11 protein-coding genes are annotated in these 12304 nt (G+C 72.0%); 3 read left to right on the top strand and 8 right to left on the bottom strand.

Features of this window, described 5'->3' with window-relative positions; translation table 11 throughout:
• Window positions 1–14: 14 nt before the first annotated feature.
• Window positions 15–938 carry an N-acetyl-1-D-myo-inositol-2-amino-2-deoxy-alpha-D-glucopyranoside deacetylase gene (gene mshB, locus AC0AIB_RS22515; protein ID WP_328343141.1) on the bottom strand — a complete coding sequence of 308 codons (924 nt, stop codon included), beginning with the start codon at window positions 936–938 and terminating at the stop codon, window positions 15–17.
• Between the two features lie 86 nt (window positions 939–1024).
• Between mshB and AC0AIB_RS22510 the strand changes: the two genes are divergently transcribed.
• Window positions 1025–3169 carry a S9 family peptidase gene (locus AC0AIB_RS22510; protein WP_465097432.1) on the top strand — a complete coding sequence of 715 codons (2145 nt, stop codon included), beginning with the start codon at window positions 1025–1027 and terminating at the stop codon, window positions 3167–3169.
• Between the two features lie 43 nt (window positions 3170–3212).
• On the opposite strand, the gene AC0AIB_RS22505 is transcribed toward AC0AIB_RS22510, so the two are convergent.
• A complete protein-coding gene (locus AC0AIB_RS22505; RefSeq protein WP_328343139.1) occupies window positions 3213–3581 on the bottom strand; it encodes a hypothetical protein in 369 nt (122 codons plus the stop codon).
• Window positions 3582–3829: 248 nt separating this feature from the next.
• Here AC0AIB_RS22505 and AC0AIB_RS22500 point away from each other — a divergent pair, with 248 nt between their 5' ends.
• Complete coding sequence (locus AC0AIB_RS22500) at window positions 3830–4303, top strand: hypothetical protein (RefSeq protein WP_465097431.1); 474 nt, start codon at window positions 3830–3832, stop codon at window positions 4301–4303.
• 114 nt (window positions 4304–4417) lie between these two features.
• On the opposite strand, the gene AC0AIB_RS22495 is transcribed toward AC0AIB_RS22500, so the two are convergent.
• Complete coding sequence (locus AC0AIB_RS22495; protein WP_465097430.1) at window positions 4418–4876, bottom strand: hypothetical protein; 459 nt, start codon at window positions 4874–4876, stop codon at window positions 4418–4420.
• 278 nt (window positions 4877–5154) lie between these two features.
• On the opposite strand from AC0AIB_RS22495, the gene AC0AIB_RS22490 reads away from it, so the two are divergent.
• A complete protein-coding gene (locus AC0AIB_RS22490; protein ID WP_465097429.1) occupies window positions 5155–5898 on the top strand; it encodes a helix-turn-helix domain-containing protein in 744 nt (247 codons plus the stop codon).
• A gap of 275 nt (window positions 5899–6173) precedes the next feature.
• Here the strand turns inward: AC0AIB_RS22490 and AC0AIB_RS22485 are convergent, their stop codons facing one another.
• The 5 genes from AC0AIB_RS22485 to AC0AIB_RS22465 form a co-directional block, all read right to left on the bottom strand.
• Window positions 6174–7916: an ABC transporter substrate-binding protein gene (locus AC0AIB_RS22485; protein ID WP_465097428.1), complete on the bottom strand. Its 1743-nt coding sequence runs from the start codon at window positions 7914–7916 to the stop codon at window positions 6174–6176.
• A 156-nt stretch (window positions 7917–8072) separates the two neighbouring features.
• Entirely contained in the window at window positions 8073–9059 is a 987-nt protein-coding gene (locus AC0AIB_RS22480) for an ABC transporter permease (RefSeq protein WP_328343131.1), read from the bottom strand.
• A 12-nt stretch (window positions 9060–9071) separates the two neighbouring features.
• Window positions 9072–10082 carry an ABC transporter permease gene (locus AC0AIB_RS22475; protein WP_465097427.1) on the bottom strand — a complete coding sequence of 337 codons (1011 nt, stop codon included), beginning with the start codon at window positions 10080–10082 and terminating at the stop codon, window positions 9072–9074.
• Entirely contained in the window at window positions 10079–11116 is a 1038-nt protein-coding gene (locus tag AC0AIB_RS22470) for an ABC transporter ATP-binding protein (RefSeq protein ID WP_465097426.1), read from the bottom strand. The genes AC0AIB_RS22475 and AC0AIB_RS22470 overlap by 4 nt, the downstream gene beginning before the upstream one ends.
• 55 nt (window positions 11117–11171) lie before the next feature.
• Window positions 11172–12299: an ABC transporter ATP-binding protein gene (locus tag AC0AIB_RS22465; RefSeq protein ID WP_465097425.1), complete on the bottom strand. Its 1128-nt coding sequence runs from the start codon at window positions 12297–12299 to the stop codon at window positions 11172–11174.
• Window positions 12300–12304: the final 5 nt, after the last annotated feature.

Below are 12304 nucleotides of genomic sequence, written 5' to 3'. Positions count from 1 at the left end.
CGTGGCGGGCAGGGTCACCGGAGTCCGGCCGTCGCCGCGGCGGCCCGGGTCGGTGCGGTGGTGTCGATGCCGGCGAAGAGGTCGTTCTCCCAGCCGTTGGGGCCGCCGGCCGGCCCCTGCTCCCCCACCGCCAGGGTGAAGTACTCCACGCCCATGAACTCGGCGCCGAAGTTGCCGGCGATCGCGTACAGCCAGGAGTTGGCCGGGATCTGGCTGGCGTGCGCCCGCATCGCCGCCTCCTTGGCGGCATGCTGGTCGGTGGCGTCGATCCGGGCGGCGATCTGGTCGTCCGGAGTGCCGAAGGGGAGGTCGTCGGGGCTGTCGATGCCGGCGAAGGGGTTGTCCGACAGCTCGGTGAAGTGGCTCATACCGGCCTCCAGGACGCTGCGCGGCAGCGCCGTCCAGTAGACCTTGGCCGGGGCGATGCCCTCCGCGCCGGCCAGCTCGTGCGCCCGCATCGCCACCCGGTGCGCCTGGATGTGGTCCGGGTGCCCGTAGAAGCCGTCCGGGTCGTACGTGACGAGTACCTGCGGACGGACCTCGCGGATGACGTCCAGCAGCTGACCGGCGGCCTCGTCGAGGTCGGCCCGCCAGAACGCCCGGGGGTGCTCGTTGGTGGCCATCCCCATCATGCCCGAGTCCCGGTAGCGGCCCGCGCCGCCGAGGAAGCGGTGGTCGGTGACGCCGAGCGCGGCACAGGCGGCGGTCAGTTCGCCGATCCGGAAGCCGCCGAGCTGGTCGGCCTCGGCGGCGGCGAGCTGCGCCAGCTCCGGCACGTGGATCTCACCCTCCTCGCCGAGGGTGCAGGTCACCAACGTGACGTGGGCACCCTCGGCGGCGTAGTGCGCCATCGTCGACCCGGTGCCGATGGACTCGTCGTCGGGATGCGCGTGGACCAGCAGCAGGCGTCGGTCGGGCAGCGTCGTCACGACGGTCACTCTAACCGGCGGTCCGGGGGCATCGAGGCGTACGCGTCCAGGCAGGTCGGCCACATCACGCCCGACACCGCTCTACGATCCGGGTTGTGGACTTTCCCGAGCTGGCCGCCCGTACCCGTCGGTTCAGCCACGGGGCACCGCGCGCCGTTTCCGTGGCCGACGACGGTTCCCGGGTGGTCTTCCTCCGCTCGGGCGGGCCGGAGGACCCGGCCGACGCGCTCTGGGCGCTGGAGGCCGCCTCCGGCGAGGAACGGCTGATCGCCGACCCGGCCGTGCTGCTCGGCGGGGACGCCGACCCGGTGGCGCTGGCCCCGGGCGAGCGGGCGCTGCGCGAGCGCCGCCGGCTCAGCGCCGCGGGCATCGGCTCGTACGCCCTGGACGGGGCGGGCCGGGTGGCCGTGTTCGCGCTGGCCGGCCGACTGTTCCGGGCCGATCTGGTGCACGGCGACGTGATCGAGGTGGCCACCGTCGGCCCGGTGATCGACCCGCGCCCCGACCCCACCGGGCAACGGGTGGCGTACGTGACCGACACCGCCGACGGGGTACGCCGGGGCGAGCTGCGGGTGGTCGACCCGGACGGCACCGACAGCCTGCTGGCCGGCGAGGACGGCGGGGTGACCTGGGGTCTCGCCGAGCACGTCGCGGCGGAGGAGTTCCACAGGTTCCGGGGTTACTGGTGGGCTCCGGACGGGCGGATGGTGCTCGCCGCCCGGGTCGACGAGTCCCGGCTGCCCCGCTGGCACCTGCACGACCCGGCCGAGCCGGCGACCCCGCCGACCACCGTCGCGTACCCCCGGGCGGGTGGCCCGAACGCGGAGGTCAGCCTGCACCTGCTCGACCTGGACGACGGCTGGGTGGACGCGCACTGGGACCGGGAGACCTACCCGTACCTGGCGTCGGTCGACTGGGCCGACGGCAACCCGCTGATCACGGTGCTGCGCCGGTCGCAGCAGCACGGCCTGGTGCTGGCGGTGGACCCGCGTACCGGGGAGACCCAGGTGCACGCCGAGCTGGCCGACCCGCGCTGGGTGGAGCCGATCCCGGGCACCCCGGCACACCTGCCCGACGGCCGGGTGCTGGTCGGCGGCGAGCTTGCCCACGACGGGTACGACGCCCGTTGCCTGTTCGCCGACGGCACCCTGCTCACCCCGCCCTCGCTGTACGTACGGCGGGTGGTGGGCCGGCTGCCCACCGGTCCCGGCCCGGCCGACCTGCTGGTGGAGGCGAGCGAGGGCGAACCGAGCCAGCGGCACCTCTACCGGGTCCGTACCGTGATCGGCGGCGGGGTGGACACCCGCCGGATGAGCAGCGCCCCGGGCTGGCACACGGCGGCGGTCGGCGGAGACACCCTGGTGGTCGGCACCGCCTCGCTGGACGACGCGGGGACGAGCTGGTCGGTGTGGCGCGGTGACCGGGAGGTGGCCCGACTGCGGTCGCTGGCGGCCACCCCGTCGTCCGCCCCCCGGCCGATGCTGGTCCGGGTGACCGACAGGCGGTTACCGTCGGCGGTGCTGTACCCGACCGAGCACGTCAAGGGCACCCGGCTGCCGGTGCTGCTGGACGTCTACGGTGGCCCCGGCCACCAGGAGGTGGTGGCCGCCCGGTCGGCCTGGCTGGAACGGCAGTGGTGGGCCGACTCCGGGTTCGCCGTGGTCACCATCGACAACCGGGGTACGCCGGGCGTCGCGCCGTCGTTCGAGAAGGCGATCCACCGGCGGGTGGCCGACGTGATCCTGACCGACCAGGTGGACGCGCTGACCGCGCTCGCCGGCAAGCATCCCGACCTGGACCTGGACCGGGTGGCGATCCGGGGTTGGTCGTTCGGCGGCTGGCTGGCCGGGCTGGCGGTGCTGCGGCACCCGGAGCTGTTCCGGTGCGGCATCGCCGGCGCCCCGGTCACCGACTGGGCGCTGTACGACACCGCGTACAGCGAGCGTTACCTTGGCCTGCCCGACGACGGCCTCGACGTGTACGGGCACCACTCGCTGGTGGAGCTGGCGGCGGAGCCGCTCTACCCCGGCGAGCCGGCCCGACCGCTGCTGCTGATGCACGGGATGGTCGACGACAACGTGGTGGCCGCGCACACCCTGCGGTTGTCGGCGGCGCTGCTGTCGACCGGCCGACCGCACGCGGTGTTGCCGTTGACCGGGGCCACCCACATGGCGGCCGGTGGGCTGTCCGAACGCCTGCTCCGCCTGGAACTCGACTTCCTCCGTACCCACCTGGGCTGAGCCGTGGTCTGGGCGGGCCGGGCCGGTCTGTGGTCGGGGCGGGTCACCGCCCGGTGGGCGGCAGGGCGAACGCGTTCGGCAGGCGACCACGGAAGGCCGCCGCGTCGACGTCGCCCATCCGCCAGAACGGCTCCGCGTACTCTTCGAGCTGCCGGACCTCAAGGCCGGCACTGTCGACGCCGATCACCGTCCGGGCACCGGCATCGACCAGTGCGACGTCGTCCTGACCGTTGCCGCTCTGCGGGTGCACCACCAGGGGCCGGGCCGCCAGGATGTCCCGGAGCAGCGCGTGTTCGCTGGCGACGAGCGTGACCCCGGCAGCCGCCTCGGTCAACATCTCCCCGTTCGCCCAGACCCGCTCCTGGTGCGCCTGCTCCCAGGCGATCCGGTTGGCACGCGACGCGGGGTCCATGCCCTGCACTCTCCCGACCGCCCACCCAACGGCAATCGATGTGCGCCTCTCCCCCGCCCCGCCCCGGCCCGCCCCGCCCCGGTGATCAAGAAGTTTGCGTCATCCTGCAGCCCGGAATCTGACGCAAACTTCTTGATCACCGGGGTCGGGTGGCGGACGAAGCGACTGAAGGTCGGACGGGGCTGCGGGAGAGGACGGTTTCGATCACACTTTCGGTGATCCCGCCCGCCCCGCGCCCTGGAGACGACATGCAGCCCTTGTACGCGGAGCGGACCGCGCGGCGTCATCCCGGGTGGATGTGGGCCGGTGCTGCTGCGGGGCTGCTGCTTGCAGGGGGCATGTTCGTGGGCAACAGCACCAGGGCCCGCACCCCGGTTGCGGCGAACCGGCTGCCGAGGGAGACGTTCGTGTCCTCCGGCACGGTGCTGCTCGGCGACAGGCGGTCCTTCGTCGCCGACGGTCATGGGGGCTGCGCTGGGACGGGCGGCCACGCCGACGTCAAAGAGGGTGCCCACGTGGTCATCTTCGCCGGCCTCGGATTCGCCGGCGGGCGGTTGACCGACGCCCGTGCGCTCGCCGACGGCAGCTGCCAGTTCCGGTTCTCGGTGTCGGGGGTGCCGGCCCGACAGGACAGCTACCGACTCATGGTCGCCGACCAGGATTCCCGCCAGTACGTCGAACAGGAGCTGAAGAGCGCCCTGCTGGCCCTGCGGGTCGACTGACCGTCGGCTCCTGCCCGGCCTGCCGAGAAGCGCCTCGTGCAGCTGGCGGGCCGCAATGATCGCCGGGTCACTCGGTCGGGCGGTCTTTCATCCGCCGGGCAGGGACGGTCATCGTCAGAGCAGCCCGACGCTGACGGCGAGCGGGGTGATCGTCGTCGGGGCGTACGGAGCGTGAGCAAGCTGGGCCACCACCTCCCGTACCGCCGGGCGGTGCCGGACCTCGGCGGGCGCGATGCTGTCGGTGCGGATCAGCACCCGGGCCGCGCTGACCGGATCTCCGGTCAGCAGGTACGCGTGCGCCGCGTCGACCAGGTGCGCGGCCCGGTGCTCGACCGGCAGCCAGCGCCACCCCTCCCAGCCGATCACCTCCTCGTGCCGGGCGACCGCCTGCGGGCCGTCGCCCAACTCCACGGCGGCGGTGACCCGCCCCACCTCGACGACCGCCGGCCCGAACCCCGTCCGGTGGTGGTCGTGACCGTCGCCCACCCGGGCGGCCATCTCGGCGGCCTCGTCCAACAGGTCATCGGCCGTCCGGTCGTCTCCGGCCCGCGCCGCGATCAATGCGGCCTGCACCAGCAGCGACCCACACAGCGACCACTCCTGCGGCGTACCACCGTCAGGTGCCGCGCCGCCTCCCGCTCGGCGGCGTCGATCTGCTCGCCCCGGCCCGTCGTCGACCCGTCGCCACGACGCTTCATCGTCACCCCCATCAACATCGCGGCGGCAAGTTCTCAGCCGACGCGTGCTTCATAGATTGACGCTGGAGTGTCGCCACGCGCGGCGGCATAAGGAGTGACAATAGGGTTACTTAGGGGACGACATTAGGGCGACATAACGGTACGGTGACCGGCATGGCTGTCCCCAACATCACGCTGCGTACGGTCCGGACCAGGATGCGGATGAGCCAGGACGACTTCGCCCGTGCGCTCCAAGCCGCCGGCCACCGCGTCGGCGAGCCCAATGACGCCAACAAGCGACTCGTCCAACGCTGGGAGGCCGGGGTGATCGCCACCCCTCGGCCTTTCTACGCCCGCGCGTTGGAGGTCGTCACCGGCCTGCCCATCACACTGCTCGGTTTCGCCGCGATGTCGGATGGCGGCGCGGTGGATGATCCCCACGGCGGCAACGGCCTCGCCTCGCCCATGGGCGACCTGGCCACCCCGACGCCCAGATCAGCCGCTGTGCACGGGTCCCACGAGGGGGTGTGGCTGAGCCGCTATCAATACCACTCCAGCAGCCGGGGCGAGTCCTTCGCCGGGCAGCACTTCGTGGTCGTGCTCCAGCACGGTGACCGGTTGACCGTGCGCAGCCTGCCCGGCTCGGCGGCATCGTCGCTGTCGCTGGATCTCACCGTGGACGGTGCCGTCGTCACCGGCACCTGGGTGGAGCAGACCGACCCCGCCGGCCACTACCGGGGAGCCCGCTACCACGGTGCGATCCAACTGCTGGTGGAGCCGACCGGTCGACGGATGGCGGGGAAGTGGGTCGGGTTCGGCAAGGACATGGACGTCAACACCGGCCCCTGGGAGCTGACCTTCCAGGACGCTTCGACGTCCAAGGCGACGCTCGATCGCTATAACACCCCGCCCGAGTAGTCTCTCGACGCCGTGAGTCTCTCGAACCCGTGTGCCTCCGTTCGAGATCCCACTACTCACCGATCAGGGTGCGCAGGGCAGTCCGAGGCTGACGGCGAGTGGGTGATCACGGGGGCACGCGGAGGTGATCAAGAAGTTTGCGTCATCCTGCAGCCCGGAATCTGACGCAAACTCCTTGATCACCCGGGTCGGGTGGCGGACGCAGCGCGCCCACGAGAGCCGACGGGCTCCCTCCCGACGCTGGCCGGGAGGGAGCCCGTTGGCTCAGTACGGGGTCACTGCCTGACGTGGGCGTTGACGAAGGACGGGTAGCCGAAGACGCTGGAGATGAAGACCCCGCCGACCTTGGACCCGTGCACCGTGTAGGCCACGTCCACGAAGAGCGGCACCACCGGGGCGTACTCCGTCATGATCCGCCTGTCGAGCTTGCCCCACTCGGGCCCCTGGTCGGCCGGGGACAGGGCCTGGATCCGGTCGATCTCGGCGTTGACCGCCGGGTCGTTGAAGTACGCCTGGTTGCTGTTGCCCTCGGCCTTGATGGTGCGGCCGTCGTAGAGCACCGGCAGGATCGACGCGCCGCTGGGCCAGTCGGCGGCCCAGTTGCCGATGTAGAGGTCCCACGGGTTGTTCTTCTTCTTGATCTCGTCGAGCTTCGCGTCGTCCGGGATGTTCCGCAGGGTGATCTTGAAACCGGCCCGTTCCAGGTTGCCCTTGAGCTGGGTGCCCATCTGCTGTTCGTTGGTGTTGTCGGCGACACCGAGGACCAGCTCCGGGGTCTTCCCGCCGAGCAGTTCCTTGGCCTTGTCGATGTCGCCGTTGGCACCCGCCGGATAGGCGTCGTACGCCTGGTAGCCGATGGTGGACGGCGGCATCAGCGTGGTCATCGGCTGGGCGACGGTCTGCCCGCCGAGCGCCTTGACCAGGCCGTCCCGGTCGATGGCGTAGTTGAGTGCCTGGCGGACCTTGAGGTCGGTGACCCGCTGGTTGTTGATGACCAGTTGGTTTGCGCTCGGCGTCGGCGACAGGATGCTGCGCGCCTTGAGCGCCTGGTCCTGGGCGACCCGGGCGACAAGCGAGGCTGGTACGTAGTCCCAGGCCAGCGCGCTCTGGTCGGTGCCGTTGTCGGCGATCACCCGGTTGACGGCCGCGTCGCGCGTCGGCCCGAAGGTCCAGACGAACTGCTCCGGGTACTGGTGGCGGACCGGGTCGGTCGTGGCGTCCCAGTGCGGGTTGCGGTCCAGGGTGAGCTGCACGCCTGCCTGGTTCTTGGCGATCTTGTACGGCCCGGAGGAGAACGGCCGCTGGTCCAGGTTGACGCCGGTGTCCTGGTCGGGCCGCAACGGCGCGGTGGTCGGCAGCGAGACCGCGAACGGCAGGTCACAGCGGGGCTTGGCGAACTCGAACCGCAGCGTCTTCGCGTCCGGGGTGGTCAGCCCCGGCGGCAGCGACGTCCTGTTCTTCTTGAAGTCCCACTTCGTGTCGTACTGCGGGCTGTCGGCCAGCCACTCCTGGAGGTAGGTGGGGCCGCCGGTCAGGTCGGGGTCGAAGGAGCGGGCGATGCCGTACGCGATCTCCTTCGCGGTGATCGGGCTGCCGTCCTCGAACCTCACCCCGTCCTTGATGGTGAACTCCCAGACCCGGCAGTCGCTGTTCACGTTGTTACCGGGGGTCTGCGCCAGGTCGCCGACCAGGACCAGACCACCCTTGCCGTCGTCCTTCCAGGTGGTCAGGTAGCGGGCGAAGAGCGGGTTGGCCATCAGCCCGGCGAAGGAGTACGTCCGCTGGGGGTCCAGGTGGGAGATGGGCGTTTCCCGGATGACGGTGAAGGTGCCACCCTTGGCCGCCCCGGCCACCTCCGCCGCCGGGCCCTGCGAGTCCTTCGGGTCGGTGGCGATCACCCCGGTCTGCTGCCGTTCGGTGTCCACGGTGGTGCCCTCGCCGGTGTTCTCCGAGCAGGCCCCCAACGCCACCACCAGGGCGATCGCCCCGCCTGCGGCGGCTGCTGCGCGTGGTCGCATCCCTACCTCCTCCACCCCGTCACCGTCGGGCGGTGAACGCCGACGTCGCGAGGATCGTCAAGAAGAAAAACTTCGGACTGTCTAACAGATCTCGACAACTCTTGTCGCCCGACGGGCCGGCGTCCGCTGCACCGGACCGACCGGCAGACCGGCGGCTCAGCGCAGCCGTACCCGGGGGTCGATCGCCGCGTACAGCAGGTCCACCAGCACGTTCGCCAGCACCACGAAGACCGCGGCGATCAGCACGGTCGCCATGATGGTGGGCAGGTCACCGGCGCGGACCGCGTCGACCGCCGTCCGCCCCATGCCGTTGAGACCGAAGGTGGTCTCGGTGATCACCGTGCCGCCCAGCGCGCCGCCGACGTCCAGCCCGGCGATGGTCACCACCGGGGTGATCGCCGCGCGCAGCGCGTGCCGGCCGTACACAGTGGGTTTGGCCAGGCCCTTGGCCCGCGCGGTGCGGACGAAGTCCTCCGACAGCGTCTCCAGCATCTGCGCCCGGGACAGCCGGGCGTAGATCGCCGAGTAGAGGAACGCCAGCGCCAGCCAGGCCAGCACCAGCCCGCCGGCCCAGCGCACCGGGTCGTCCCGCAGCGGCGTGTAGCTCGGCACCGGCAGCCAGCGCAGCGTGTAGACGAAGACCAGCAGCAGCACCGCCCCCACGAAGTAGAGCTGCAACGACGCCCCGGCCAGCGAGAAGCCGATCGCTGCCCGGTCCAGCCAGGTGCCCCGGCGCAGCGCCGAGACCATCCCCAGGCCGACCCCGAGCAGCAGCCAGAGCACCGCCGCCGGGACGACGATGCTCAGGGTCACCGGCAGCACCCGGGCGATGGTGTCCGAGACCGCCTCGTTGGACACGTACGACCAGCCCAGGCAGGGCGCGTCGCACCGGCCGCCCTGGGCGCTGCCGAGATCCCGGCCGGTCACGATGCCCTTCATGTAGCCGGCGTACTGGCTGATCAGCGGGTCGCGTAGCCCCAGCTCCTGGCGGACCCGCTCCAGCCGTTCCGGGTTGCAGTTCTTCGGGCACATGCCGGTGACCGGATCCCGGGGCAGGGCGAAGAACATCAGGAAGCTGAGCACGCTGACCGCGAAGAGCGTCAACGTCGCCGAGAAGAGCCGCTTGACCAGAAACCGCACCATCGCCGCGCCCTCCTACCGGGACGACTTCGGGTCGAGCGCGTCGCGCAGCGCGTCACCGAAGAGGTTGAAGGCGAACACGAGCGCGAAGATCGTGATGCCGGGGAAGAAGACGTACGCCGGATCGGTCTGGAGGTAGTCCAGGCTGCGGTAGATCATCCGGCCGAAGCTCGGGGTGGCGTCGGTCAGCCCGACCCCGATGAACGACAGCGCCGCCTCGCTGGTGATGTACGCCGGCACCGCCAGCGAGAACGACACCAGGATCGGCGCCCAGAGGTTGGGCAGCAGTTGCCGGAACAGCATGTGTCCCAACCCCGCGCCGCTGGCCCGCGCCGCGTCCACGAACTCCCGCTCGCGCAACGCGATCACCTGCCCCCGGACCAGCCGGGCGGTGCTCGTCCAGCCGAACAGCGCGAAGATGGCGATCAGCACCCCGATCTGGAACGCCGCCGGCACCTCGTCCCGCTGGCCGTAGAAGCGCAGCGCGATGGTCGGGGTCAACGCCAGCGCGATGATCAGGAACGGCATCGCCAGGGTCAGGTCGGTGATCCAGTTGACCACCGCGTCCAGCCAGCCGCCCAGGTAGCCGGCGACGGTGCCCAGCACGATGCCGATCGCCGCCGTGAGCACCGCCGCCGCGACGGCGATGAAGAGCGAGGTACGCAGCCCGTGCACCAGCCGGACGAAGATGTCCCGGCCCAGCCCCGGCTCCAGCCCGAACCAGTGCTCCCCGGTCACCCCGCCGGCATAACCGAGCGGCATCCCGAATCCGTCCAGCCCGGACTGGAACTGCTCCCGGGGGCCGATCCCGTACACCCGCTCGATCAGCGGGACGGCGAGCGCCACCAGCACGAAGAAGACAAGCATGCCGCCGCTGACCAGGCCGGTCCGGTCGCGCCGCAGCCGGGCCCGGGCGAGCTGGCCGGGCGAGCGCCCGACGAACCCGCCACCCGCCTCCGAACGGTCACCACCGGTCTCCGTTCCGGCCTCGGCCAGCGTGGCCGGATCCACCGGGGACACACTCATCCCGCCACCTCCCCTGCGCTCGCGTCCGGGCCCGGGACGACCACCGGGTCGCCAAGCGGCCCGGTCTCCGGGAAGTGGCAGGCGGTGGCCTGCCGGCCGCCGTCGCGGGCCACCAGCGCCGGTTCCTCGGTGGCGCAGACCTCCCGGGCCTTCGGGCACCGGGTGCGGAACCGGCAGCCCGACGGCGGGTCCAGGGGCGTCGGCACGTCCCCGGTCAGCCGGATCCGCCCGGCCTGGCCGGGCGCGGTCACCTCCGGAACCGCCGACAGCAGTGCCCGGGTGTACGGGTGCCGGGGCCGCTGGTAGATGTCGTCCCGGTCGCCGATCTCCACGATCCGGCCGAGGTACATCACCGCGACCCGCTGGCAGAAGTGCCGCACCACGGCCAGGTCGTGGGCGATGAACACGAACGCCAGCCCGAGGTCGCGTTGCAGGTCCCGCAGCAGGTTCACCACCTGCGCCTGGATCGAGACGTCCAGTGCGGAGACCGGCTCGTCGGCGACGATCAGCTTCGGCCGCAGGGCCAGCGCGCGGGCGATCCCGATCCGCTGCCGCTGCCCGCCGGAGAACTCGTGCGGGTAGCGGTTGTAGTGCTCCGGGTTGAGCCCGACCAGCTCCAGCAGCTCCCGGACCCGCTGCTTCACCCCGCCGGGCGGGTCGATCCCGTTGACCTGCAACGGCATGGCCACGATCCGCCCGACGGTGTGCCGGGGGTTCAGCGAGGCGTACGGGTCCTGGAAGATGATCTGGAGGTCCTGCCGCAGCGGGCGCAGCGCACGACGGCGGGCGTGGGTGATGTCCCGCCCGGCGAACTCGATCGTCCCGGCGGTCGGCTCCAGCAGCCGTACCAGCATCCGTCCGGTGGTGGACTTGCCGCAGCCGGACTCCCCCACCAGGCCCAGCGTCTCGCCGGGCCGCACCTCGAAGTCGAGCCCGTCGACCGCACGTACCAGCCCCGTGGACCGCAGGCCGGTGCGCACCGGAAAGTGCTTGGTCAACCCCCGTACCCGCAACAACGGCTCGGCCGCGCTCATGGCAGCCGCCTCTCGCCCGCGACTGCGGGACTCCGCTGCGCTACGTTCCTCGCGCTCATGGCAGCCGCCTCTCGCTCAGGGACACGGCCGCCAGGCGGGTGCGTTCGCCGGGGGGCAGGTGACAGGCGACCAGGTGGCCGTCCGCGCCGGCCGGGCCGAGCTGCGGGACCTCGGTGCGGGAGCGGTCGCCGGCGTACCGGCAGCGTGGGTGGAACGCGCAGCCGGGCGGCCGGTCGATCAGCGAGGGCGGGTTGCCCGGGATGGGCACCAGGTCCGCGTCCGCGTCGCCGTGCAGCGACGGCACGCTGGAGAGCAACCCCCAGGTGTACGGGTGCTGCGGCCGGCGGAGCACCTGCGCGGCGCTACCGTGCTCGACCACCCGCCCGGCGTACATCACCAGCACGTCGTCGGCGACCTGGGCGACCACCCCCAGATCGTGGGTGATCAGCACGATCGCGGTGTGGAACTCGGCCTGGACGTCGGCGAGCAGGTCGAGGATCTGCGCCTGCACCGTCACGTCCAGCGCGGTGGTCGGCTCGTCGGCGATGACCAGCGCCGGATCGTTGACCAACGCCATCGCGATCATCGCCCGCTGCCGCATGCCGCCGGAGAACTCGTGCGGGTACTGGTCGTAGCGGCGGGCCGGCTGCGGGATGCCCACCCGGTCCAGCAGCTCCACCGCCCGGGCGCGCGCCGCCCGCTTCCCCGCACCCCGATGGTGGACCCGGTACGCCTCGGCGATCTGCCGCCCCACCGTGTAGTAGGGGTGCAGGGCGGAGAGCGGGTCCTGGAAGATCATCGCCAGGTCCCGGCCGCGCAGCCGGCGTACCTGCTCCTCGGGGAGGCCGACGAGTTGCCGGCCGCCGACGGTGATCCGACCGCTGACGGTGCTGCGCCGGGGGTCGTGCAGTCCGAGTACGGCCAGCGAGGTGACGCTCTTGCCCGAACCCGACTCACCGACGATGCCCAGGGTCCGGCCGCGCGGCACCGCGAAGGACACCCCGTCGACCGCGCGCACCACGCCGTCGGCGGTGTCGAACCGTACCCGCAGGTCGTCCACCCGCAGGTACGGCTCGTCGCCGACGCCCGGCTGCGGCACGGCCGGGCGACTGTCGACGCGCTGCCGCGGCACGGCCGGGCCGGTGTCCGGCGGGCCGGACGGGGCTGCTTGCGGACTGTCCACGACCG

This window comes from Micromonospora sp. DSM 43699 (genome assembly GCF_055517075.1).
Note: the sequence above shows the minus strand (reverse complement) of the source record. Positions and strands in the feature narration are given on the sequence as shown.